Genomic DNA, 24,929 nt, shown 5'->3' with positions numbered 1-24,929 from the left:
AGGGAGAGCCGTGAACTTGCTGCCGACCGCCACGAGCACCGATGTCCAGGAGCTGCAGCCCCGCGTCGCCGTGCTCCCAGTCGGCTCCTTCGAGCAGCACGGCACATACCTCCCATTGATCACCGACACGGCGATCGCGTGCGTCATCGCCCAGGAGATCGCCGCCGCCTACCCCGTCCACCTCCTCCCGCCCATCACCGTCTCGTGCAGCCACGAGCACGCGGCATTCCCCGGTACCGTCAGCATCAGCGCCAGGACCCTGTACGCCGTGATCGACGACATCCGCGCCTCACTCGCCCGCTCGGACATCCACAAGCTGGTGATCGTCAACGGCCACGGCGGGAACTACGTCCTGTCGAACGTGGTCCAGGAAGCCAACGTCGACGGCCCCGCAGTCTCCCTCTTCCCTCTCGGCCCCGACTGGGACCGTGCCCGCGAGTACGGCGGCCTCGAATCCGACAGGCACGCGGACATGCACGCCGGCGAGATCGAGACGTCGATCCTGCTCCACGCCGCTCCCGAACTCGTCCGCGAGGGCTACGCAGAAGCGGACCACGACAGCAGGCAGCGGCCCTTCCTCCTGGTCCAGGGAATGGCCGAGTACACGCAGTCTGGGGTGATCGGCTTCCCCTCGCTCGCCACGGCTGCGAAGGGGAAGGCCATCCTGGAAAGCCTGCGATCGAGTTTCTCGGCACACTTCGAGGTGCTCTGCCGACTGAGCTGACCCGGGAGGCACGGGGCACGCCCTGCGATGTGGCCGCGAGCACGGATGGCGGGGCTGGCCACCCCGATCGTGGAGACGCTCGGGCAGCAGAACGCGGGAACATCACCATTCTGGTTGTAGGCGTTCGGTGGGACCGGTACGACGGTCACCATGTACCGATGGTCGCCACTCAACGATCGACAGTTAGCCATGCTCACTCGGATCGAGGAGGGAACGCATCCCGTTACCTCCGCGAGCCCGGAACTCGCCATCACTGCCCGCGCCCTCAAGAGCCGGGGCCTCGTCACCATGCCCAAGCACGGTGGGAGGTGGCAGGCGGAGATCACCGATGACGGTCGCTTCTACCTGGAACACGACCACCATCCGGACCGGCCCGAGCCAACCCCGCGCAAGCAGCGACCGGTAGCCGCCGAGCCAAAGCCGGAGGCCACGACACCTCCCCGTCAGCGGGCGACGCCCCCGCCCGAGGCGAAGTCGGCGCCAGCGCGCCCTGCGAAGCCGCCACGGCAGTCACCGGCGGAAATCGGCGCGGCTTTGATCGCGGAGGTGCAGAAAGCCGGCCGATTCCTTCGGATCCCCGATCCAAAGGGCTGTCCCGTAACTCAGGGTGAAGGTCGGTGGACCACCACAGGCAGATCGACTTGTCCGGTTGCGCCCCGACTAGCGGTCTCGACTGGAGCCGGGCCAAGCAGGTCGAACCGGACACTGGCAGGCGGTACCTAGAGTTACGGGACAGACCTAAGTGCCGAAGAGCGGGCCCGCTATCGCCGGGCGTTCGACGCCGCGCGGCAGTGTGCCCCGGACGGCTTCCATCTGAAGTACAGCGGGCGGGCAAAAGGAGACTAGCGTGGCATCCCAGTCAAGCGGCTGAGGCATGCGCATACCCTCGCCGTCCTTCACGGTCACCACTTCATAGAAGCCGACCGTGCGCTCCTTCATATGACCCAAAGTGGCCAAGACCTGCCCCCCTCGTGCAACAAGATGAGGTGGCTACCGGCCCGGAAGCCGATCGCCCCGCCCCCAGTAAAGTAACGATCGTATGCCCGCCATCACCCATCCGTGTCAACCTGGCATGGCCTATGCAGAAGCGCCGACTGCAGCCTCAGGCCAAAGGGGTGTCTCCCACCAACGCTTGATGCGGTGGCCACGCCCCGACCCGTTGGTCTCAGTTCTGGTCTCATTCGCATCCGTCAGCCCCAGTACGGGCGGAGCTACCCCGAACACTCCGCCGCAGGTCAGGACACCCACGGCCCCCGCCGGACCCCCGTAAGAACATTTGGAAAGCGTGTTGGGGGCAACCCCTCACGAGTTCGAATCTCGTATCCTCCGCCAGCTCAGAGGGCCGGTCCGCGTCAGCGGGCCGGCCCTCTGGCGTTTGCCGGGCCGGAGGGGCCGGGTGCCATGAGGCGGGTGGCGAGGGCGCGGACCGGCAGGCGGTCGGCGGGGCGGGCGATGCGGGACTCGGCGTCGGCCAGGACGAGCCGGACCTGGTCGGTGACCGCGGCCCGGCGGGCCGGGTCGGTGACGCGGGCCGCGGCCGTGGCCAGCAGGCGTAGCAGGGCCAGGCACACGGCGGGCTCCCCGGCGCCGTAGCGGCGGATCTGGCCGCACGCGAGGTCGAGGTACTCGGCGAAGGCGGGGCCGGCGACGGCCACCCGGATCACTCCCGTCCCGTCCGCCCGGACGTCGTCGCCGAGGGCGCGGCCTCCCAGCGCGCCGATGAGCACCGAGAGCCGGTCGAGCGCCTGCACGCCGGTGTACGGGTCGTTGATCGCGGGTGACAGGGCGCGCAGCGCGATGTCGACGAGCTGGCGCAGCCCGAAGAGCACGTCCTGCCGCAGGGTGCGCTCCGGGCCGATCTGGACGGCGTGGTGCAGGGCGCGGGCCAGGGCGGGGCCGTCCTCCGGCGGGCCGCCCCGGCGCGACCAGGCCAGGGCCAGCGGTGCCGTCCCGGCCACGACGTGGTCGCCGACCCGGGCGGTGATCACGATCACGGCGTCCTGTCCGGCCGCGCCGGCGAGCAGCGGTCCGGGGTGGACGGTCTGCACGTAGCCGGAGCGCGGGGCGGCCAGCGCGAGCGCGTCCGGCGGCGGGACCGGGCCCGTGCGGTCGACGCCGGGGGCGCTCGGGGTGTAGGCGCGCACGGCGCGGCCGGCGGCCTCCGCGACCCTGATCATGATGGTGTCGATCTTGATCGAGTGCACGATGTGGTGCACGAAGAACACCAGCATCCCGAGGCTGAGGAAGATCAGCGCCACGGCTCCGGAGACGGCGAGCCGGGGGAAGTCCGCGCCGCCGGTGGCCCGGACGGTGTAGAGCCCGGCGGTGCTGTAGGCGAACGTCGCGACGAAGGTGGCGAGCACCACCTGGTTGGGGCGGTCGCGCAGGAAGTTGCGGAGCAGCCGGGGCGAGAACTGGGTCGAGGCGAGCTGGAGCGTGACGATCGTCAGGCCGAGGACCAGGGCGATCACGGTCACGATGGTCGACGCGATCGTGATCAGCGCCTGGCGGGCGTCGTCCGCCGTACCCGCGAAGACGAGCGGGTGCAGCACCGAGTCCCGGGGGATCCGCACGAGCGACAGGAGGCTGCCCGCCACCAGGGCCAGCGCCGCGGCCGCGCCGGGCAGGACCCAGAGCGCGCCGCGCAGGTACTCGCCGAGCGCCACCGCTCGCGCGCCCCGTCGCACCGGTCGCATGGGCGCCTCCCACCGGCTCCCGGCCGCTCCTGGCCGCTCCTTGTCTCTCCTGCCGGCCAGCCTGCCCCGGTACCGCCCGGCCCCGCGCGCGCACCTCGACCGGACGGGCCAACGGCGAACGCCGCCGCCCGCGGCGGACGCCCGGGGACCACCGGGCGAAACCCCCCGGGGGTGCCGGGCCCAGCCCGCCCTGCACCCCGGAGCGCCGTCCACTATGTCTGGATATGCTATGAATCGTGACCACGCCTGGACGGCCACGACGGCTGCGGCTCCGCCGTCACCACGGCCGGGGGCCGCTCACTCTGCTGTCGCCGGTGGTCCTGACCGTGATCATCGCGAGCCTGGCGTACACCACCCCCCGGAGCATGGCCTTCAGCCGGCTGCTGCCCGCCGCCCCCGCGCTCGCCGCCGCCATGTGGCCCGTGCTGCCCACGGTGCTGCTGGGGACGGTGTGCATGCTGCTCATGATCGGGCTCGGCATCGTCTTCCCCGACCTCGGGACGGGCTACACGGCGGCGGGCATCGTCGCGGTCACCGTCGCGGCCGCCTACGGAAGCCACGTGCGGCTCCAGCGGGAACGGACGCTCTTCCAGGTGCGCCTCGTGGCCGACGCCGCGCAGCAGGTGGTGCTGGGCCCGATGCCGCGCCGCTTCGGGGACGTAGAGATCGAGTCGCTGTACCTCGCCGCCGCGGCGGAGGCCCGTATCGGCGGCGACTTCTACGAGGTGGTCGACACGCAGTACGGGGTCCGGCTGCTCATCGGCGACGTGCGCGGCAAGGGCCTGCCGGCCGTGGGCCAGGCCGCGGCGATGGTCAACTGCTTCCGGGAGGCGGCCCACGACGAGGCGGGCCTCGGCTGCGTCGCACGGCGCCTGGAGGCCAGCAGCACCCGCCACGGCGTCGCCTCTCCCCCCGAGGACCTGATGGAACGCTTCGCCACCGCGCTCCTCGTCGAGATCCCGCACGGCGCGGGCCGCATCGGGATCCTCAACTGCGGGCACCCGCCACCGCTGCTGCTGAACCGCGGGGAGCTCCGCGTCCTGGAGCCGACCGCCCCGTCGCCGCTCCTCAATCTCGCGGACCTGATCGGCGACGGCTACAGCATCGACACGTTCCCCTTCGCGCCCGGCGACCACCTGCTGCTCTTCACCGACGGCGTCACCGAGGCCCGCAACCGCGACGGCGAGTTCTTCCCGCTGGCGGACTGGCTGCGCGGACAGAACCCGGCCCGGCCCCGCGAACTGCTCGACCGGCTCCACCGCGACCTGCTCCGCTACAGCGGCGGCGTCCTGGACGACGACATCGCCGCGCTCGCCGTCCAGTTGGTCCCGGCGGCAGCCGAACGACCGCCGGACGAACGGTGATCCGCCGAGGAGCGGGCGGCTAGCCCGGCACGTTCCCCGTCCGCTGCAACGGGATCTCCACGACGTTCCCCAATGCCCCGCCCACCGTGGGCAGATGGGGCGGGACCAGGCAGGCGTACCGGGTGAGGGTGTCGAGGAAGGCTGCCGTCAGCGCGTCGGGGTGGCCGCGGGTGTAGGCGGCGAGCATGCGGCGCACGGGCGGGTCGGGTATCCGGACGCGCGAAGTCAGCTCCGCGGGAACGATGTTCGCGGGGAACAGGGCGGGCCCCAGCCCGGCCGCGGCCAGCTGGAGGGCGGTGGCGGTCTGCTGGGTCTGCACGGCGACGCGCGGCTCGAACCCCGCGTTGGCGCACGCGCAGTCGAGGATCCGCGCCAGGCCGTTCGGCGCGGTGTAGTGGACCCACTCGCGCCCGGCGAGCTCGGTGAGGCGGACCTGGCTGCCGGAGCGGTGGACGAGCGGGTCGTCGGCGCCGAGGACGACGACGAACTCCTCGCTGCCCAGCGGGTAGACGGGCCCCGTCCAGTCCGCGGGAGGCGGGCCGATGGCGACGTCCGCCCCGCCGTCCGTCATGGCCTCCTGGAGATCACCGGCGTGCAGTTGCTCGACGAGCGAGAGGAGCACGTCGGAGCGCTCGCGCCGCCACGCGGCGAGGGCCGGCGGCAGGACGCCGAAGCTGACCGAGTACAGCGTCGCCACCCGCAGCTCCGGGCGCCGGCTGCCGGACACCCGCTGGGCGGCCGAGTTGGCCCGGTCCACCTCCGCCAGGGTCGCGCGGGCGTGGGGCAGCACGGCGCGGCCCAGCGGCGTGAGGAGGACCGGCCGCGCGCCGCGCTCGATCAGCGGTCCGCCGCAGGAACGTTCCAGGCTCTGCAGCTGGCGCGACAACGCGGGCTGGGAGACGTGCAGCCGCTCGGCGGCGCGGGTGAAGGAGCCCGAGTCCACGATCGTCACCAGGTACTGGAGCTGCCTCAGAGTCATCGCCATAACCAAAGGTTATGCGCTCCTTGTTGAACAAGCCTTGGACAGCCGCGCGCCCCACCGGCCATAGTCAAGGAGTCGGCGCCGTACGCGATTTGCCCCGGAAACCACGTCCGGCGCCCGCCCCGCGCATCGTCCGCCACCGGGATCCGGCGGGGCACCGCATTCACCGGTATACGAATGTCGAGGTTCGCCGTGGTCGCTGTCGCTGATCGGCCGGACGACGGTCCCGCCCCGGCGCGTCCGCGCGGCGGACCGGCGGTCTCCGGCCCCGACCGCACGGGGCCGCCCCCACGCCCCGGGGCCCGGCGGCGCCCTCGCGCCCGCTCCTGAGACCGGCCGGGGCCGCCCGCGGTGCCACCACCCCCCACACCGTGCGGCCCCGGCCCCGTTTCCGTACGCACCGGACGTCGCCCCGCGCCCGCGCCGACGGCGGGGCGGCGTCCCCCACGACCCCCACCGGCGCTTCGGAGGACCACCGGATGTCGCTCAAGGAGCCCAAGGAACGGACGGCGTACGAGAACCGCGCCGCCGTCGGCACGGCGGGACGCCTCCACCGCGTCCCCGGTCCCCTCCTCGACCGCCGGCGGCCCCCGGCCCCCCTCACCCGCCGCGAACCGCCGCCGCGTCCCGCCGCCCCGCCCGCCCGCCACGAGCTGCTGGTGGTCTCCGCGCCGACCCCGGCGGCGGCCGACCGGGAGGCGCTGCGGCTGGCCGGCCGTCTGGAGGGCCGGCCCGGCACGGACCTCCGCCATGTGGCGCGGGCCCTCCAGACCGGGCGCGCGCACCACGCCCACCGCAGGTTCGTCGTCGCCCGGGACGCCGACGGCGCCGCGGCGGCCCTGCGCGCGGGGCCCGGGGCGGGGTTCCCGGCCGCCGCCGGTCCGGTGTTCCTCTACGCCGGACAGGCCGGCCAGCACCTCGGCATGGCAGAGGGGCTCTACCGGGACGAGCCGGAGTTCCGCCGGCACCTGGACGACGTCGCCGAGTGGGCGTGCGGCCCGCTGGGGCTGGACCTGCGCGAGACCCTCTTCCCCGCCACCGAGCGCGAACGCCCGGCCGCGGCCGCCCGGTTGGCCGCCGTCGCGCTGTCGCAGCCGGCGGTCTTCGCCGTGCAGTACGCCACCACGCGGCTGCTGGAAGCCTGGGGGCTGCGGCCGGACGCGGTGGCCGGGTACTGCCTGGGGGCGTACGCCGCCGCCTGCGCGGCCGGGGTGTTCGCGCCGTGGGACGCGACGCGGATCGTCGTCGAGCGCGCCCGGCTGCTGGGCTCGGTCCCCGCCGGGGCGACGGCGGCCGTCCGGCTGCCCGAGGAGCGGCTCGTCGGCAGGCTGCCGGCCGGGCTGTCCGTCGCGGCGGTGAACGGGCCGGGCCAGTGCACCGTCACGGGACCGGCCGAGGCGGTCGCCCGGTTCGCCGGGGCGCTCCGCTGTGAGGGGGTCGACACGCGGCTGCTGCGGAGGGACACGGTGGGCCACTCCCCCGTGGTCGAGCCGGTCACGGACCGCTTCGCCGCGTTCCTGGGGGAGGTGGGACGCGAGCGGCCCGTGCTGCCCGTGGTCTCGGACACGACCGGGCGGTGGGCCGACCCGGAGGAGCTCCGCTCCGTCGCGTACTGGATCCGGCATCTGCGCGCGCCCGTCCGGTTCGGCGAGGCGCTCTCCACCCTCTTCGCCGGGCCCGCGCGGGCCCTGGCCGACGTCGGCCCGGGCGGGGTCCTCTCGGCGCCGGCCCGCCGGCACCCGGCGTACGACGCCGCGCACGCCGTCGTCCACCTCGCCGCGCACCCGGCCGGGGACACGTCCCAGCAGTCGGCCGCGCTGCTGGCGGGGGTCGGCGCGCTGTGGGCCAGGGGCGCGGCGGTGGACTTCGCCGCGCTCGGCCGGCGCGGTCGCGCGACGCCCTGAGACCGGCAAGCCGTTCAGCGGGTGGCCGCCCGGAGGGGGCGGCCACCCGCTTTCGCGTTCCCCCACTCTTTTCAGGTACCCCCCGGGGGTATACCGTAGGCGCTGAGAGACACGTCGCGCGCCCCTGGCGCGCACCACGATCCGAGGAAACAGCCATGACTTCTCAGCCCAGCACCACCACCGTCTACAAGGTGACCGGCATGACCTGCGGCCACTGCGAGGGCGCGGTCACCGAGGAGGTCTCCGCGCTCGCCGGCGTCACGTCCGTCAAGGCCGTGGCCGCCGACGGCCTCGTCACCGTGGTCTCCGCCGCCCCGCTGGACGACGAGGCCGTCCGCGCCGCCGTGGACGAGGCGGGCTACGAGCTCGTCGGCCGCGCCTGAGCCGCCCGCCCCGGCACCGTCCGCGAGGCACCCCGCACCCCCGCCGGGCCGTACCGCCCCACTGATATGGCCGCCGTACGGCCCGGCCCTCCTCCCGGGAGAACCCATGAGCAGTACCGCCCTCGACACCCCCACCGGATCCGCCACCGGGCCCGCCACCGACGTCGAGCTCTCCATCGGCGGCATGACCTGCGCCTCGTGCGCGGCGCGCATCGAGAAGAAGCTCAACCGCATGGACGGCGTCAGCGCGACCGTCAACTTCGCCACGGAGAAGGCCAAGGTCACCTACGGCACGGGGATCACGGTCGCCGACCTGATCGCCACCGTGGAGAGGACCGGCTACACCGCCGAGGAGCCCGCCCCGCCCGTGGCGGACGAGACCGTGGAGGCGACGGAGGCGGGCGGGACGTCAGGGGCGGCCACCGCGGGGCAGGGCGGCGAAGCACCCGACACCCTGCGGCAGCGCCTGTGGACGAGCTTCGCGCTGTCGCTGCCGGTGGTGCTGCTGTCCATGGTCCCGGCCCTGCAGTTCGACAACTGGCAGTGGCTCTCCCTGACCCTGGCCGGGCCGGTCGTCGTGTGGGGCGCCTTCCCCTTCCACCGGGCCGCCTGGACCAACGCCCGGCACGGCGCCGCCACCATGGACACCCTGGTCTCCCTCGGCACCCTCGCCGCACTGGGCTGGTCGCTGTGGGCCCTGTTCCTCGGCCACGCGGGCATGCCGGGCATGCGGCACGGCTTCGACCTCACCGTCTCGCGCGGCGACGCGTCGTCCTCCATCTATCTGGAGGCCGCCGCCGGGGTGACCACCTTCATCCTCGCCGGCCGCTTCCTGGAGGCCCGCTCCAAGCGGAAGGCGGGCGCAGCCCTGCACGCCCTGCTGGAGCTGGGCGCCAAGGACGTGGCCGTCCTGCGCGGCGGACGGGAAGTGCGCGTGCCCGTGGCCCAGTTGGCGGTCGGCGACCGGTTCGTCGTCCGGCCCGGCGAGAAGATCGCCACCGACGGCACGGTGGCCGAGGGCAGTTCGGCGGTGGACGCGTCCATGCTCACGGGCGAGTCCGTGCCCGTCGACGTGAGCCCGGGCGACGCCGTCACCGGCGCCACCGTGAACACCTCGGGCCGCCTCGTGGTCGAGGCCACCCGGGTCGGCGGCGACACCCAACTCGCCCGTATGGCACGGCTGGTGGAGGACGCGCAGAACGGCAAGGCCGCCGTCCAGCGGCTGGCCGACCGCATCTCCGGGATCTTCGTCCCCGTCGTCCTGCTGATCGCCCTCGGCACCCTGGCCGGCTGGCTGCTGACCACCGGCGACACCACCGCCGCGTTCACCGCCGCCGTGGCCGTCCTGATCATCGCCTGTCCCTGCGCGCTGGGCCTGGCGACCCCCACCGCGCTGATGGTCGGCACGGGGCGCGGCGCCCAGCTCGGCATCCTCATCAAGGGCCCCGAGGTGCTGGAGTCCACCCGGCGCGTCGACACCGTCGTCCTCGACAAGACCGGCACCGTCACCACGGGCCGGATGGAGCTGCGCGACGTCGTCACCGCCCCCGGCACTGAGGCACGCGAACTGCTGCGCCTGGCGGGCGCGTTGGAGCACGCCTCGGAACACCCCATCGCCCGGGCCGTCGCCGAGGGTGCCGCGGCCCGCACCGGGGCGCTTCCGTCGCCCGAGGGCTTCGAGAACGTCGCCGGGCTCGGCGTACGCGGCGTCGTGGACGGGCACACGGTGCTGGTCGGCCGGGAGAAACTGCTCGCCGACGCGGGCACCGGGCTCCCCGCGGACCTCGCCGCCGCGAAGGCCGCCGCCGAGGCCGAGGGCCGCACCGCGGTCGTCGTCGCCTGGGACGGGGCGGCGCGCGGCGTCCTCACGGTCGCCGACGCGGTCAAGGACACCAGCGCCCGGGCCGTCGCCGAACTGCGCCGCCTCGGCCTGACCCCCATCCTGCTCACCGGCGACAACCGGGCCGTCGCCGACTCCGTCGCCCGCGAGGTGGGCATAGACGAGGTGATAGCCGAGGTCCTCCCCCAGGACAAGGCCGCCGTCGTCCGGCGCCTCCAGGGGGAGGGCCGCACGGTCGCCATGGTCGGCGACGGCGTCAACGACGCGGCCGCCCTCGCGACCGCCGACCTGGGCCTCGCCATGGGCACCGGCACCGACGCCGCCATCGAGGCGAGCGACCTCACACTCGTTCGCGGCGACCTGCTCGTGGCCGCCGACGCCATCCGCCTCTCCCGCCGCACCCTCGCCACGATCAAGGGCAACCTCTTCTGGGCCTTCGGCTACAACGTCGCCGCGCTGCCGCTGGCGGCGCTCGGCCTCCTCAACCCCATGATCGCGGGCGCCGCGATGGCGTTCTCCTCCGTCTTCGTCGTCACCAACAGCCTCCGCCTGCGCACCTTCACCTGATCCCTCCCCCCGTCGGCCTCTCGCGCCCTTCGCTCCCCTCGTGCCCCCTCGCCGCCCTCCGCGGCGAGGGGGCACGTCGCACTGTCCGTCACCCTGGCGCCCGCCGTTCCTTCTGTCGTACCTGTCACATCATCCGGACGGAGGAACGGAGCCCTCGTTTTCCCCCGCCCCACCGCCCACCGCACCAAGATGCGCTGCGTACCGAGCACATGGCTTCCGCACCCCGACACCCGGCGGAAGCCCCGAGCCAGGAGAAGCTCATGTCTCACGCAGGAATCCGGCGCGCCGCGATGGTGGCCGCCTCCGCCGCTCTGCTGACCGGGGCCACCGGGGCCGCCGGCACGGCGTTCGCCGACGTGGCCCACCACGACCACAGCACCGTCTCCGCCCTGCACAAGGCCACGCAGAAGGTGACCGGCGACCACGACAAGAAGGCGGGCGCGCACACCAAGGACACCGCCGGCGCCGTCAAGGGAGCGGCCAAGAACAAGGGCAAGCACCTGGGCTGGGAGAAGGGCGTCGACAAGAAGGCGGACCACTGGGACGCCCAGCACAAGGTGTGGCAGCGCTGGGACGCCGACTCCCGCGGCTACGCCCAGTGGGACGAGCACGCCCACTGCTGGAAGCGCCTCCACAACGGCCACTGGCAGAAGTGGGACACCGCGCACAAGGCGTGGAAGTAACCCGACCCGCAAGGGCGTTGCCGGTGCCGGTCCGCCGTGGCGGACCGGCACCGCGCACTCCCTTCCCCGGCGCAAGCGTCCCTCAGCCGCGCAGCGAGCACGTGGCCCGTGCCGTGCGGCTCGGGTCGCTCTCCGAACGGGCGGTCAGCGTCACCGTGCCGTGCCGCGCGGCACCGGCCTTCGCCGCGACGGCGACGTCGACCGGGACGGAGGCGCCCGCACGCGCGGTGGCCAGCCGGTTGGGCAGCCACGCCGACCAGCCCCGGCCGGAGGCCGTGGCCGACAGCCGGTAGACGTCGGACCCGGTGTACGGGCCGGCGCCCGCGTCCCGGCCGGTGTTGGTGAGCCCGAAGGTGCACACGGCCCGCCCGTCGGCCGGGCTCCCCTTCACCGCCCCGCTCCGCAGCGCCACCCCGCGCTTCTGCGGACCGGCGCCTTCCAGGGACTTGACGCCCACGCTGTAGGAGAGGATCCCCGACGCGTCGCGCCGGACGTCGAGTATGTAGAAGTGGAGGCGGTTGGCCTTGTCCTCGTACTCGTACGCACTGCCGGAGTCGGCCCCCGCGTGGAACAGCGCGTCACTGAGCTGTCGGTAGTCCCCCATGGTGATCTTCTGAGGAGTGCCGTCCGGGCGGACGAAGTCCGTCAGTCCGATGTCCTCGGGGTGGGCGTCGATCACCCAGGCGAACGGGGCCCGGTCGGTGTTCTTCGTCTTGCTCAGCAGGACGCCGCTGTCCGGGGTGAACGAGTCCATGCCCATACGGTCGACGACCTCGACGGTGTAGTTGTCGTAACCGCCGCCGTCGCACAGCGGGTCCTTCGTGCGGTCGCAGGCGGGGGACAGATCACGGCCCATGCTCACGTTGACGCCCGACAGTCCCTTCTCGCCGGGCGGCGCGGACCGGGCGGTGACCCGGGCGACGACCGGACCGGACGTCTTCAGGGCGTCGCGGTCGATCCGCAGCACGTTCTTGTCGTCGACGATGGCGAGCTTCATCTTGTCCCGCAGGACGTGTTGCGCGCCCATCGAGCCGCCGGCCGTGGCCGGTATCAGCCACCGGCTGTGCGGACCGCCCGGCCCGTTGAACGAACCGCGCGACAGCATGCCCCATATTCCGGTGTAACTACGGCTCAACGGAGTGCCGTAGGGGTTGTTGTAGTTGTCGCCTATGCCCAGGATGTGGCTCAGCTCATGGGCGAAGGTGGCCATCCCGGAGCTCTCCGCCTGGGTGGAAGAGCCGTTCTCGGCGTTGGGCCAGATCCTGGCGGCCGCCTGCCAGGACGTCCACGGCACGTAGCGTGTCGCGGCGGCGTTGCTCCCCGAGGCGAGCGGCGAGGGCGGCCCCCAGTCGGCCGGCACGTCCTTCGCCGAGCGGAACTTCATCTGACCGAACTCCTGCCACACGGACGACTCGTCCACGCCGGCGGTGAGGTAGAAGACGAAGTCGAACTTCTTGGGCGTCCCCGCCCCCGCGTCGGCGACCCAGGCGCGCTTGCCGTCGGCCCGGATGTCCTTCCCGCAGGCGTCCCCGATGGGGCAGGCCCCCGGGTTCATCCCCGGCTCGATCCCGTACTGGTAGGACTTCCACGGCATCCGGTACACCCCGAAGGCCGTCAGCTCGACCCCCACGCGTCCCCCGGAGTCCTCCATCCAGTACTCGTTGATGGTGTGGCCGTGGTTGAGGGTGCCGGGCTTGTTGAGGAAGTCACGGTAGAAGGCCGGCAGTTGCTTGCGGGGAATGTTCGCGGCGGCGGGCTGCGGGTTCCCGAACTTCCCCGCCCCCGGTGGCTTGCTGACCGAGAACTCCTCGTCCGGGTAGTCGAGGAGCACCAGCGCGCCCTTGAACATCCGCTTCGTGGGCTTCACCGCGGGGTCGGCCCAGTTGGTCCCGGGCACCGACCGGTACTCGGCCCAGGTCATGTCGTCGGGGTTGCGCCAGTGCTGCGGGTCGATGGGACGGGCGAGGGGCTGCCGGGGCCGGGCGGAGGCGTCGCCGTCCGTCGCGAGCGCCGGCCCGGTGGCCGCGGTGGCCAGGATGCCGAGGAGGCCCAGGACGAGGCGTATTCGCCGTAACCGGCCGGGTCTGGTGTGACGTTGGGGGAGCAAGACTCACCTCTGGTCGGATGGGGGACGTGGCAAGCCGTTCGGTGGGAGTGCCCACCGCGGTCACGGTAGGGCGAGGGGCCGAGGGGGCGCCATAGGGTGCGCGATAACGCCGGGGAGGGATCCGGGGACAGTTCCGGGGAGGAATCCCGGGGCTGGTCCGGGGACGGATCCCGGGACTGGCCCAGGGAACGTATCCGGGGACTGGTTCCAGGGGACTGAGCCGTCGAGGGGGCGAGGGGACGGACGGATCCAGGGAGGACGGATCGTTGGATCGCCGCCGTATCCCTCGCCGAAGCCGCCTCCCGGCGGCAACTGTGCCGCCTCTAGGGCGCCTTGGGCGCCGCGCGCATTCCTATGCAGCAGTAGGACGACCCGTCGGCCAGGGTGGTGAAGACGACCGGCATCCAGTCCTCGCTGAAGGCCGCTCCCACCCCCGACGCCGCGAACACCGTCTCCACCGTCGTTCCCGACACCGTCCGGGACACCGGCACCAACTCGGCCTCTATGGGCGGCGAGAAGTCTCTCATGCCGTCCACGAACTCGTACACCAGACGCCCCGCGCCGTCATGTCCGGTGACGGAGATGACGACCCCCGCCCGGGTGTAGGTGCCGGCCAAGGACGTGAGGTCCACGGCCGGCGGCACGGCGGGAGGCGCGAAGGCGTCCGGCATCCGCACTCCGGCCAGTTCCTGGAGCAGTTCCCGGAAGAGTTCCGCGTAGAGCAGGCGCGCGCTGCCCCCGTTGGTGGTGAGGGCTATGGCCAGCCCGGTTTCCGGCACCACGCGCAGGTAGGCGTACTGGCCCGTCGCGGCGCCGTCGTGGCCGTAGCCCTGGACGCCGTTCCAGTCGTGGAGGCTCCAGCCGAGGCCCCAACCGTCCGCGCTCACCGACCACTTGTCGGGGCAGTCGGCCTCGCGCCGCCGCATCATGGCCACCGTGCCGGGGTCGAGCACCCGGGTGCCGTCGGGGGCCATGCCGCCGTCCAGGTGCATTCTGGCGAACCGGACGACGTCACCGGCGGTGGCGAGCACCCGGCCGTACGGGCCGGCCGAGCGCGGCATCATGTCCCACACGGGGGCCGGCTCGGGATCCCGCCCCGGCTCCCCCAGGTGCCCCATGGCGGCCCGGAACCGCAGGGCCTCCTCGGGCAGCGTCATCGTCCGCTCCAGGCCCAGGGGTTGGAGCAGGCGTTGCTTCAGCGCCTCGTCCCAGGTGAGTCCCGTGAGCACCTCGACGATGCGGCCCAGCACGTTGTACCCCACGCTGCTGTAGGACAGGGCCGTGCCGGGCGGGCAGTCGAGGGGAACGCCCTCGGCGGCCTCGACGTAGCGGGCGAGGCAGTCGTCCCCCCGGCCGGTGTCGAGGGTGAAGTCACAGGTCAGCCCGCCGGTGTGACTGAGCAGCCGACGGACCGTGATACCCCCGGCGGCATCGGCGTCGGCCACCGAGAAGTCCGGCAGGACGTCGGTCACCGGCGCGTCCAGGTCCAGCTCCCCGGACTCGGCGAGCTGCATCACCAGCGTCGCCGTATAGACCTTGGCGACCGAACCGAGCTGGAACACCGAATCGGTGGTCACCTCCACCCCCGTACCGCTGTGCAGCACCCCGCTCGCCAGCTCGTGCACCCGGCCCCCGGCCAGAACGGCCAACGAGGCACCGGGAACCCCGTGTTCCGCACGCAGCGCCTCCAGGCGCGCCTGCCACCGCACGGTGTCGAACACGGTCGTCGTGAGATCGCCGGGCATGATGCTGGGCATGTCGTCCCCCCGTCATCAACGGCGTCGGGCCCTGATGGCCCGGCCTGACGCCGAACACTGTACGGAGTTCCGAACGGTGTGCGCAAGGGCGTACAGCGTTCGATCGACGGGTATCCTGGGGGCGAGAGAAGGGAGGCCGCATGCCGGCCGACGACAGCGAGCAGCCGAAGCAGCCGATCGCCTCGGTGTGGACCCGCCCCCGCCGGGGCAGACGCGAGCAACCGGCGCTGAGCCGTGAGCAGATCGTGTCCGCCGCACTCGAACTGCTCGACGCGGAGGGCGCCGACGCGCTGAGCATGCGCAAGCTCGGCACGCGGCTCAACGCCGGGGCCACCTCGATGTACACCCACGTGGCCAACAAGGACGAGCTGATCGAGCTGGTCGTGGACGCCGTCTACGGCGAGGTGGACATACCCGCCGCCGGCGGCCCGGACGACTGGCGGGACGCGACGACGCGCTGTGCGCACAGCCTCCGCGCGACACTGCTGCGCCACCCCTGGATGGCCTCGGTCGCCGGTGAGTTGGGCGTCACCCAGCTCGGGCCGAACGTGATGCGCCTCTCCGAGGGCCTGCTCGCGCTCTTCGAGGCGGCGGGCCTGCCCGCCCGCGAGGCCGATCTCGCGGTCTCCACTCTCACCTCGTACGTCATGGGCATCACCACCACCGAGGCGGCCTGGCTGACGACCCTCGCCCGGCACGGGCGGAGCGAGAGCGAGTTGGTGGAGAGCCTGTGGCCGGCCGCGGAGGAGGCCGCCCGCGAGCACCCCCAACTGCTGGAGCACTACGTCTCGTTGCGCGGCAAGGATCCGCGCGAGACACGCGAGGAGAAGTTCGACTACGGCCTGCGCATGGTGCTCGACGGCTTGGAGGCCCGGCTGGCGGACTCCGGCGGCTCCGGCAAGGGCTGAGGCGGTACCGGCCGAGGCGGCGCCGGACCGCACCACGCACCGGACCGCGCCCCGCACCGGCGCGCCACGCACCGGCGTGCCACGCACCGGCGTGCCACGCACCGGCGTGCCACGCACCGGGCCGGCGTCAACACCAGGGGGTGACCGGGCGGTCCACGTTCCACCCATCGGGGGAATTGCGGCCCGAACGCGGCTGGAACGTCCGGCAGTTGTAGAAGCTGGCCGCGTGCGGGGACGGGTGGGGGAAGTGCTGCGTACGGGGTTGCTGGCGGGGATCGCCACCGCCGCGTTGCTGGGTCCGGTGCCGGAGGCGGCGGCCGCCGCGGCCGGGGATCCCGGCGGCGACGCCGTGCCCCGGGCCGTCACGGCGGACGCGAACGCCAGGGCCCGGGCGGGGCTCGAAACCCTGGTGCCGGTGCGGGTCGAGGCCCGGGGTCGGGCCCATGCCCGGGCCCGCCTGCGGCCCCGGTCCCTGCACACCGCCGCGGCCGCGGACGCCGTCGTCACGGTGGGGACCATTCGGCTGTGCGCCCACGCCGCAGGCGCCGCGTCCCTCGACCCCGCGCCCCAAGGCATCCGCGCCGCCCTGGAGTTGTGGGTCCGCTGCCCCACCCCCCGTCCGCCCGCTCCCCCCACTCAGCCGCCTCCCGTCCCGCCGGTGCCCCCGGCACCACCCGCTCCCGTCCCTCCGGCGCCGGCCCCACCCGCGCCGGTCCCCCCGGCGCCAGTTCCACCTGCGCCGGCCCCACCCGCTCCCGTACCACCAGCCCCACAACCACCCGCGCCCCAACCGCCGTTCCCGGCACCCCCCGCGCCCCAACCGCCCCTTCCGGCACCCCCCGCACCCCAGCCACCCGCTCCGGCGCCGCCGCGTACGCCCCGGCCCGTGCCTCCCGGCCCCGTCCCGCCCGTCGTCACACCACCACGGCGTCCGCCGGCCCAGGCGGCTCCGGGCGCACCAGGCGCACCGGTCGTACCTCTGCCACCTTCACCCCCGCTCGTGCCAACTCTCCCTCCAGCGCCGCCTGCACCCACCGCACCGGCGTCACCCACGGCACCGACTCCCCCGGCGGCCACTCCGCCGACGGCCACTCCGCCGGCTCCGAAGCCGGCATCACCGTCGCCCAACGCCGCGCGCCCCTACCGCGCCGGTGAGGTGACCGCACGCTCCCGGCCCCCGGCCCGCCACACGTCGCTGGTGACGCTCACCCTGCTCCTGATGACCCCGGCGGTTCTGGGCGTCGCGCTGCTGCGGCCGCGGTCCGGCAGCGGCCGTCGGGGCACCTGACCGGAGGGAATCCGGCGGGAAAGGGAAGTGAAAAGCCGCGGCCGGCCGTGCCGAGTGCGGCTTGCGTTCCCCTGTTCCCCCGGCCCCTGTTCCCCCGGCCTCCGTTCCCGCGGTCCGGACTTTCGCGGATCAAAGCGTCGTTCAAGTCCTCGATCAAGGCGCCCTTCAAGGCACCGCCCAAGACGTCGCTCAAGGCACCGTTTCAAGGCGTCACTCAAAGCATCGTTCGAATCGTCGACCACAGCACCTGAGTCGACCTCCGAAGTAAGCCCCCACCCGCCCCGGCCACGTATCGCCCGCCGCCACCACCGGACCAGTTGCACCACCGGACCAGTTGCAACTACCGGACCCCGGAGCCCGTCCGCCCCACCTCACAGCCGGGTCACAGCCGTGCGCCGGAAGGGCCAAGCGCCGTGACACGAGCCCCCGCGCCGGATCTCCCACCCGGCCCCCACCCCGATCCCCTCACCCCGAATCTCCACAAAGAAATACCCCGGACGCATTGACGTCCGGGGTATTTCCCTGCGTATATTGGGTGTTTCTGCGCCCGCACCTCATCGGGCACAGGAAGCTTCAGTAAGGCCATGATATCGGGGCGGGAGTCACCATGTCAAATACGTCGGACCGGGAATTGCGCCGGGAACAGGAATTCATCGACGGCCTCCACGCGCGCCTCGATGAACTCATCAGGCAGGCGGAGAGCGGAGTGACGGACGCGCTCGCCGCGACCGGCGGCACCTTCCAGGCCAGGCTGGAGCGCGACATCCTGGTCGCCGAGCGCTCCGGGCTGCTCGCCGCGTACGAGGCCGGGGAGCACGGGCTCTGCTTCGGCCGACTGGCCTTCCGGGACGGCCGCGACCACCACATCGGCCGCATCGGCATCAGGAGTGACGACGCCGACCGCACTCCGCTCGTCCTCGACTGGCGAGCCGAGGTCGCCCGGCCGTTCTATCTCGCCACGGGTCACACGCCGATGGGGCTGCGTCGCAGGCGCCACATCAGCACCCAGGGCCGCCAAGTGACCGCCCTGCACGACGAAATCCTCGACCTCACGGACACCGAGCGCACCGGCCACGAGGGCAGTGACGCCGACGCCGTGCTGCTGGCCTCGCTGGACGCGGCGCGCACCGGCCGGATGCACGACATCGTGCAGACCATCCAGGCCGAGCAGGACCGGATCATCCGCGCCCCGCACCACGGCGTCCTGGTCGTCGAAGGGGGCCCCGGTACGGGCAAGACGGTCGTGGCGCTACACCGCGCGGCGTACCTCCTCTATGCCCACCGTGAGCAACTCGCCCGCCGCGCCGTGCTGATCGTCGGTCCGAACCCGGCGTTCCTCGCCTACATCGGCGAGGTGCTGCCGTCGCTCGGCGAGACCGGCGTCCTCCTGGCCACGCCCGGCGAGCTCTTCCCCGGCGTGACGGCGACGGGCACCGACACCCCGCGCGCGGCGGCCGTCAAGGGCGGTGCCGCGATGGCCGACGCGCTGGCCGCGTACCTGCGCGACCGGCAGACGCTGCCCGAGACGGCGCTGGAGATCCCGCACGACGACGGCGACCTGGTCCTGGACGCCGGCATCGCCCGCGAGGCCCGCCGACGGGCCCGCGCGACCGGGCTGCCGCACAACCTCGCGCGCGCCACCTTCGCCTTCTCGGTGATCGACGCCCTCACGGCCCAACTCGTCGACCGGCTGGGCGCGGACCCGTTCGGCGGGCCCAATCTCCTCGGCCCGGACGACACCGCCCAGTTGGGCAAGGCGGTCGCGGCGAGCCGCGAGGTGCACGCCGCGATCGCGGAGCTGTGGCCCGTGCTGACCCCGCAGCGGCTGGTGGCGGACTTCCTCGCCGACCCCGTCCACCTCCCCGAGGCCGACGCCGAAGCGATCCGCCGCACGGACGGCCCCTGGACGCCCGCCGACGTGCCGCTGCTCGACGAGGCCGCCGAGCTGCTGGGCGAGGACGACTCGGCCGCCCGCGCCGCCGCCGAGGCCGAGCGGCAGGAGCGGATCGCGTATGCGCAGGGGGTGCTCGACCTGTCGTACGGCTCACGGACGCAGGAGTTCGAGGACCGCGAGGACGAGGACTCCGAAGTGCTCGCCGCCCACGACCTCGTCGACGCCGAGCGCCTGGCCGAACGGCACGAGGAGGCCGACCACCGCAGCGCCGCCGAACGCGCCGCGGCCGACCGCACCTGGGCCTTCGGGCACATCATCGTGGACGAGGCCCAGGAGCTGTCCCCGATGGCGTGGCGGCTGCTGATGCGGCGCTGTCCGACCCGTTCGATGACGCTGGTCGGCGACCCGGCGCAGACGGCCGAGCCCGGTGGCTGCGGAACGTGGGAGAAGGCCCTCGCCCCGCACGTCGGGGACCGGTGGGAGCACGTCCGGCTGGGGGTCAACTACCGCACGCCGACGGAGGTGATGGAGGTGGCGGCCGAGGTCCTCCGGGCCGCGGGGAATCCTTCCTTCCGTCCGCCGCGGTCGATCCGCTCCACCGGGGTGCGGCCGTGGACGCGCCGGACCGACGACGTGGCGGGTGCCGTGGCGTCGGCCGTCGCGGAGCACGCGGAGGACGGCGGCCGTACGGCCGTCATCGCGCCACCGCGGCACCATGCCGCGCTGTCCGCCGCCCTGCCGGACGCCTCCTGCGGAGCCGCGCCGGATCTCACACGCCCGGTGGTACTGCTCGATCCCCGGCAGGCGAAGGGGCTGGAGTTCGACACGGTGATCGTGGTGGAGCCGGGGGAGTTGGGGGTGAGTGATCTGTACGTCGCCCTGACGCGGGCGACACAACGGGTCGGAGTGGTGCACGCGGGGGCGCTCCCGGCGGGCATGGACGCGCTCGAAGGCTGAGCACGCCGGGGCGGCGGCGTGGCGCGGCCCGGAGCCGCGCCCGCGCCGTCCGCGGCGGCCGACGGCTCACTTCCCGAGGAAGTCCAGGATGCGCCGGTTGACCTCCTCCGGCGCCTCCACCATCGGGAAGTGCCCGACGCCCGGGAGCAGGACGCCGTCCGAGCCCTCGGGGAGGGCGGCGACGATGTCGGCGAGGATCTCCTCGTCGACGACCGGGTCCTCGCTGCCGTGCAGGTACAGCGTGGGCTGCGTGGGCAGTTCGGCCAGCAGCCGGCCCATCTCCCAGTGTTCGGTGCCGAATTCGGCCGCGGGGAAGTTCTGCCGGTACAGGCCGAGCCCCGCGCGGAGGTTCTCCGGAGCACGCAGGGCCTCCTTGCCCGCACGGAGGTCCTCGGCGGGGTCGTAGCCGGAGACGGTGCCGCTCCAGTGGTTCCACAGCCAGTCCAGGTAGCCGAAGTCGTTGGCCGGCACGAGCTGGTCGGCCACGCTCATCTGGAAGAAGTAGAAGTGGCTGTTCTTGTGGATCTGCTCGGGCACGTCCGCCCGGCGCTCGTAGAAGCGCACCGGCGGGACGTCCGCCACCACGACCTTCGACCAGCGCTCCGGGGCCAGGGCGGCGGCGCCCCAGGTCGTGAAGCCGCCCCAGTCGTGGCCGACGATGACCGCGTCGCCGTCCCCGCCCAGCGCCTCGTGCAGCGCGTTGGCGTCCGCGATCAGGTCCTTCATCAGCATGCTGCCGTCGGCCGGCACCTGGCTCGGGGCGAAGCCCCGCATGTACGGCGCGACGGCCCGGTAGCCGGCGGCCGCGAGGACCGGCATCAGGTGCCGGAACATGCCCGGCGTCTCCGGGAAGCCGTGCAGGAGCAGGGCGAGCGGGCCCTCCCCCTGCTCGACGTAGGCGAGTTCGAGGCCGTTGACGGTGACGTGCTTGATCTCCATGGATCCCCCCAAGTGCTGTAACGAACGTTCTATTCACGCCCTGGCCAGACCTTAGCAGCTCTAGAGCGAACGATCTACTCACTCCCTCTGCTCCCCCGGGGGACACCGCCCCGACGCGGCGACAAGCGGGCGGTAACCGGGCGACATGGGTGACACGGGTGACCGCCCTCCGTCGCGCGGGTACCACTGCTTCACCGACCCGAGGAGCCCGCATGCGTGTCCACAACGCCGTCGTCCTGGTCACCGGCGCCAACCGCGGCATCGGGAGCGCCCTCGTCACCGCCTTCCTGGAACGCGGCGCCGCGCGCGTCCACGCGGGGGCGAGGGATCCCGGGACGCTGGCGGCGGTGACCGGACAGGACCCCGAGCGGATCCGTCCGCTCGCCCTCGACATCACCGACCCCACCTCGGTCACCGCCGCCGCGGCGACCGCGCCCGACGTGACGCCCCTGGTCAACAACGCCGGCGTCCACGCCATGGGCCACCTGCTGGAGATGGACCTCAGGGACGTCGAGACCGTGATGAACACGAACTGGCTCGGCACCCTGCGCGTCCTGCGCGCCTTCGCGCCCGTCATCGAGCGCAACGGCGGCGGGGCCGTGGCCAACGTGATCAGCGTCGGCGCCTTCGCCGGAACCCCGTCCATGGGCGGCTACCCCGCCTCGAAGGCCGCGCTCAACGCGTTGACCCAGGCCGTCCGCCTCGACCTCGCCCCGCGCGGCATCGACGTGCACGCGGTCTTCCCCGGCCCCGTCGAGACGGACATGCTGCGTCTGACCACCGACGCCCTCCCGGCCATGGGCGACTTCCCCCGGGCGAGCGCCGCCGACGTGGCCGCGGCGATCGTCGACGGCGTCGAGGCGGGCGCGGACGAGATCTTCCCCGACGCGTTCGCCCGGGAGATCGGCGACGAGTGGCGCCGCGACCCCAAGGCCGTCGAGCGGCGGCTCGCCGGCCTCGCGTGACATGCGGCGCGAGCGGGCCGGAGGGACGATCGATGCCATGGACGCCATGGAGCACCCCCTCCGGCTGGCCCAGCAGGCCGAGGCCGACGCGCTGCTCTCGCGCAGCCCGCTGGCGGCGCTGACCGGGATGCTGCTGGACCAGCAGATCCCCATGGAGTGGGCCTTCACCGGCCCGTACACGCTGGCGCGGCGCCTGGGCCGCGACGACCTGGACGCCCACGAGATCGCCGCCTACGACCCCGGGGCGTTCGAGGAGCTCTGCGCGCGGAAGCCCGCCGTGCACCGCTACCCGGCGGCCATGGCCAAGAGGATCCAGTCGCTGTGCCGTCACCTCGTCGAGCACTACGACGGCGACGCCTCCGCACTGTGGCGGGACGCCGGCACCGGCCGCGAGCTGCTGGCGCGGCTGGAGGACCTGCCCGGGTTCGGCAGGCAGAAGGCGCAGATCTTCCTGGCCCTGCTGGGCAAGCAGCTCGGCGTCCGGCCGGAGGGCTGGCGGGCCGCGGCGGGACCGTACGGCGAGGAGGGCAGCCGCCGTTCGGTCGCCGACATCACGGGGCCCGGCTCCCTGGCCGAGGTCCGCGCCCACAAGCAGGAGATGAAGCGGGCGGCCAAGGCCCGGAAGGGCTGACGACGGGCGGTCCACAGGCTGTGCACACCTGTTCCCCCGCGGCGGTTCCCGGTTTGCGGCCGATTGTCGCCTTCCGACTCCCGCGCCATGGCTGCGCCGGGCGCCACGGGCCCGGTAGGCTTTCCGTGTGATCTTCAAGCGCATCGGAAACGGTCGGCCGTACCCCGACCACGGCCGGGAAAGCACCCGCCAGTGGGCGGACGTCGCCCCGCGCCCGGTACGCCTTGACCAGCTGGTGACCACCAAGCAGCAGCTCGACCTCGAGACGCTCCTCGCGGAGGACTCGACCTTCTACGGCGATCTCTTCGCCCACGTCGTGAAGTGGCAGGGCGACCTCTACCTGGAGGACGGCCTGCACCGCGCGGTCCGCGCGGCGCTCCAGCAGCGCCAGGTCCTGCACGCACGCGTGCTCGAACTGGACTGATCAAAGGGCCCTTCCGTGGCCCCTCGTCCCGTGTTTCACGGCGGTTTACGGCCGTTATTGGCCCTTTTGGGTTGGGGTCCGCGCAACCGTTGATCATCTAGTAGGCACCGGCCCCCGGCCGCACTACGCTGCGCCCATGAGCATGCTCACCCCTCCTGGCATGGGCGGAAAGTATCGCGTCACGGGCCGTCGCTTCCCGCACATGCGCCGGCCGAGGAGCCCGAAAAGGATCGTGCTCGCCGCCGCCGTCGCGGTCGCCGTCCTGGGACTGGGTGGCTGGGGGACGCTCCAGCTCGTCGACGTCTTCTCGGGCGGCGGGGGCACCCCGCAGGCGGCCCGGAAGAACGACGACTGCGGCAAGGCCGCGCACGGCGACCGGACCGACGCACGGGCGGCCGGTCACGCCGCCCCGCGCGAGCAGCTCCCCAGGCCCGCCGACATCACCGTCAACGTCTACAACGCCACGCCGCGCAGCGGCCTCGCCAAGACCACCGCGGACGAGCTCAAGCAGCGCGGCTTCCGCATCGGCAAGGTGGGCAACGCCCCGGCGCCCTACGACAAGAACGTGAACGGAACGGCGCTGCTGCTGGGCGCCCCGGAGGACACCGACACCGCGATGCGCGTGCTCCAGGAGCAGGTGGAGGGCGCCGAGGTCAAGGCCGACGTCCGCAAGGGCGAGGACATCGACCTGATCATCGGTGCCGGGTTCAAGGAGCTCGCGCCGCCGAGGGACGCTGGCTCCGGACCGGCGGCCACCCCGCCGTCGTCCTCGCCGTCGGGGGGTGCCGCCAAGTGCTGACCGGTCAGCCGGCCGTCCCGTACATGCGGTCGCCCGCGTCGCCGAGACCCGGGACGATGTAGCCGTCCTCGTTGAGGCGCTCGTCCACCGAGGCGGTGACCACGGTCACCGGCGCGCCCGCCAGCTCGCGCTCCATGACCTCGACGCCCTCGGGGGCGGCGAGCAGGCAGATGGCCGTGACGTCGTCCGCGCCGCGGGAGATCAGCTCGTTGATCGCCGCGACGAGGGTGCCGCCGGTGGCCAGCATCGGGTCCAGGACGTAGACCTGGCGGCCGGAGAGGTCGTCGGGCATGCGCGTGGCGTAGGTCTCCGCCTTGAGGGTCTCCTCGTTGCGGATCATGCCCAGGAAGCCGACCTCGGCCGTGGGCAGCAGGCGGACCATGCCGTCCAGCATGCCCAGGCCCGCCCGCAGGATCGGCACGACCAGCGGCCGCGGGTGCGACAGCTTGACGCCGGTCGTCGGGGTGACCGGCGACTCGATGTCGACCTGCTCGGTCCGCACGTCACGCGTCGCCTCGTAGGCGAGCAGGGTGACCAGCTCGTCGGCGAGCCGCCGGAACGTGGGGGAATCGGTGCGCTTGTCGCGCAGCGTGGTGAGTTTGTGCGCCACCAGCGGGTGGTCGACGACGTGGATCCGCATGACAACGACATTAACCGAGCTTTCGGACACCGGCTCCCGGCCGCACGGTGGCATCAAACCATCACTTAGGGGGAAAGTGGGCACGTACGCCTGGTGCGCCCCACCGGGCGAGGACCTCGGCACGAGGTGGTGCTGCGCATGGCCGACCGCGACGAACGGGACGTGGAGCCCCCGGAGGGCACGGGCGAGGCCGAGGCGCCCGTCGACGACGACGCCGAGCGACGGCGCAGGCGCGCGCAGTTCCTGCGGGAGCTGAACGAGGCGAGGGAGCTGCGGGCCCGGGTGCAGCCGCGCAGGGCGCGGGCCGCCCGGATGCGCCAGCAGATGCGGATGCGTACGTTCCGGTGGTGACGGCCCGCCGCGGCGGGCGCCCGGATGGCAGAGGACCGGCCGCCGGGTGAGCCACATCTCTCGGACTACTGCACGACGCAGCGCGGAAGACCTCTCGCAACGGCCGGGTTTCTGCCACGATTCCGA

20 protein-coding genes are annotated in these 24,929 nt (G+C 73.2%); 14 read left to right on the top strand and 6 right to left on the bottom strand.

The features are described 5' to 3' along the window. Positions 1-19 precede the first annotated feature (19 nt). The gene (locus AC230_RS10850) at positions 20-724 is read left to right on the top strand and encodes a creatininase family protein (RefSeq protein WP_422125575.1); all 705 of its coding nucleotides are present in this window, start codon (positions 20-22) and stop codon (positions 722-724) included. Between the two features lie 1,352 nt (positions 725-2,076). On the opposite strand, the gene AC230_RS10840 is transcribed toward AC230_RS10850, so the two are convergent. Beyond that, positions 2,077-3,420, bottom strand: coding sequence for a DUF2254 domain-containing protein (locus AC230_RS10840; protein ID WP_078871144.1), 1,344 nt, complete (start codon positions 3,418-3,420; stop codon positions 2,077-2,079). Positions 3,421-3,785: 365 nt separating this feature from the next. Here AC230_RS10840 and AC230_RS10835 point away from each other — a divergent pair, with 365 nt between their 5' ends. Beyond that, on the top strand, positions 3,786-4,784 hold the full coding sequence (locus tag AC230_RS10835) for a PP2C family protein-serine/threonine phosphatase (protein ID WP_078871151.1): 999 nt from the start codon (positions 3,786-3,788) through the stop codon (positions 4,782-4,784). 19 nt (positions 4,785-4,803) lie between these two features. On the opposite strand, the gene AC230_RS10830 is transcribed toward AC230_RS10835, so the two are convergent. Beyond that, complete coding sequence (locus AC230_RS10830) at positions 4,804-5,769, bottom strand: LysR family transcriptional regulator (RefSeq protein ID WP_078871143.1); 966 nt, start codon at positions 5,767-5,769, stop codon at positions 4,804-4,806. Positions 5,770-6,245: 476 nt separating this feature from the next. Here AC230_RS10830 and AC230_RS10825 point away from each other — a divergent pair, with 476 nt between their 5' ends. From AC230_RS10825 to AC230_RS10810, 4 genes are all read left to right on the top strand, one after another. Then, positions 6,246-7,670 carry an acyltransferase domain-containing protein gene (locus tag AC230_RS10825; RefSeq protein WP_053161123.1) on the top strand — a complete coding sequence of 475 codons (1,425 nt, stop codon included), beginning with the start codon at positions 6,246-6,248 and terminating at the stop codon, positions 7,668-7,670. Positions 7,671-7,825: 155 nt separating this feature from the next. After that, positions 7,826-8,053 carry a heavy-metal-associated domain-containing protein gene (locus AC230_RS10820; protein ID WP_049715923.1) on the top strand — a complete coding sequence of 76 codons (228 nt, stop codon included), beginning with the start codon at positions 7,826-7,828 and terminating at the stop codon, positions 8,051-8,053. A gap of 106 nt (positions 8,054-8,159) precedes the next feature. Then, a complete protein-coding gene (locus AC230_RS10815) occupies positions 8,160-10,460 on the top strand; it encodes a heavy metal translocating P-type ATPase (RefSeq protein WP_049715922.1) in 2,301 nt (766 codons plus the stop codon). Between the two features lie 260 nt (positions 10,461-10,720). Continuing rightward, on the top strand, positions 10,721-11,143 hold the full coding sequence (locus AC230_RS10810; protein ID WP_157868549.1) for a hypothetical protein: 423 nt from the start codon (positions 10,721-10,723) through the stop codon (positions 11,141-11,143). Between the two features lie 82 nt (positions 11,144-11,225). Here AC230_RS10810 and AC230_RS10805 read toward each other — a convergent pair whose 3' ends face one another. After that, on the bottom strand, positions 11,226-13,250 hold the full coding sequence (locus tag AC230_RS10805) for a M6 family metalloprotease domain-containing protein (protein WP_049715920.1): 2,025 nt from the start codon (positions 13,248-13,250) through the stop codon (positions 11,226-11,228). A 323-nt stretch (positions 13,251-13,573) separates the two neighbouring features. Next, a complete protein-coding gene (locus AC230_RS10800; RefSeq protein WP_198535496.1) occupies positions 13,574-15,007 on the bottom strand; it encodes a serine hydrolase domain-containing protein in 1,434 nt (477 codons plus the stop codon). Positions 15,008-15,147: 140 nt separating this feature from the next. Between AC230_RS10800 and AC230_RS10795 the strand changes: the two genes are divergently transcribed. The 3 genes from AC230_RS10795 (at position 15,148) to AC230_RS10790 (ending at position 20,054) form a co-directional block, all read left to right on the top strand. Then, entirely contained in the window at positions 15,148-15,915 is a 768-nt protein-coding gene (locus tag AC230_RS10795) for a TetR/AcrR family transcriptional regulator (RefSeq protein ID WP_049715919.1), read from the top strand. A gap of 1,156 nt (positions 15,916-17,071) precedes the next feature. Next, positions 17,072-17,203, top strand: a complete 132-nt coding sequence (locus tag AC230_RS34295) for a hypothetical protein (RefSeq protein WP_277816851.1) — start codon at positions 17,072-17,074, stop codon at positions 17,201-17,203. Between the two features lie 607 nt (positions 17,204-17,810). Further along, on the top strand, positions 17,811-20,054 hold the full coding sequence (locus AC230_RS10790; RefSeq protein ID WP_241833182.1) for a HelD family protein: 2,244 nt from the start codon (positions 17,811-17,813) through the stop codon (positions 20,052-20,054). 66 nt (positions 20,055-20,120) lie between these two features. Here AC230_RS10790 and AC230_RS10785 read toward each other — a convergent pair whose 3' ends face one another. Continuing rightward, positions 20,121-20,993, bottom strand: a complete 873-nt coding sequence (locus tag AC230_RS10785; protein ID WP_049715917.1) for an alpha/beta fold hydrolase — start codon at positions 20,991-20,993, stop codon at positions 20,121-20,123. 212 nt (positions 20,994-21,205) lie between these two features. On the opposite strand from AC230_RS10785, the gene AC230_RS10780 reads away from it, so the two are divergent. The 4 genes from AC230_RS10780 (at position 21,206) to AC230_RS10765 (ending at position 23,812) form a co-directional block, all read left to right on the top strand. Then, entirely contained in the window at positions 21,206-21,958 is a 753-nt protein-coding gene (locus AC230_RS10780; protein WP_049715916.1) for an SDR family NAD(P)-dependent oxidoreductase, read from the top strand. Between the two features lie 46 nt (positions 21,959-22,004). Then, positions 22,005-22,589, top strand: a complete 585-nt coding sequence (locus AC230_RS10775) for an HhH-GPD-type base excision DNA repair protein (RefSeq protein ID WP_049715971.1) — start codon at positions 22,005-22,007, stop codon at positions 22,587-22,589. Between the two features lie 127 nt (positions 22,590-22,716). Further along, positions 22,717-23,013, top strand: a complete 297-nt coding sequence (locus tag AC230_RS10770; protein ID WP_004943146.1) for a type II toxin-antitoxin system VapB family antitoxin — start codon at positions 22,717-22,719, stop codon at positions 23,011-23,013. A 136-nt stretch (positions 23,014-23,149) separates the two neighbouring features. Then, complete coding sequence (locus AC230_RS10765; protein ID WP_049715915.1) at positions 23,150-23,812, top strand: LytR C-terminal domain-containing protein; 663 nt, start codon at positions 23,150-23,152, stop codon at positions 23,810-23,812. A gap of 4 nt (positions 23,813-23,816) precedes the next feature. Here the strand turns inward: AC230_RS10765 and upp are convergent, their stop codons facing one another. Further along, complete coding sequence (upp, locus tag AC230_RS10760; protein WP_049715914.1) at positions 23,817-24,452, bottom strand: uracil phosphoribosyltransferase; 636 nt, start codon at positions 24,450-24,452, stop codon at positions 23,817-23,819. A gap of 138 nt (positions 24,453-24,590) precedes the next feature. Here upp and AC230_RS10755 point away from each other — a divergent pair, with 138 nt between their 5' ends. Then, positions 24,591-24,803, top strand: coding sequence for a hypothetical protein (locus tag AC230_RS10755; protein ID WP_049715970.1), 213 nt, complete (start codon positions 24,591-24,593; stop codon positions 24,801-24,803). Positions 24,804-24,929 lie beyond the last annotated feature (126 nt).

The organism is Streptomyces caatingaensis (assembly GCF_001187435.1).
GTDB lineage: Bacteria > Actinomycetota > Actinomycetes > Streptomycetales > Streptomycetaceae > Streptomyces > Streptomyces caatingaensis.
This window is presented reverse-complemented; position numbering and strand designations above follow the sequence as displayed.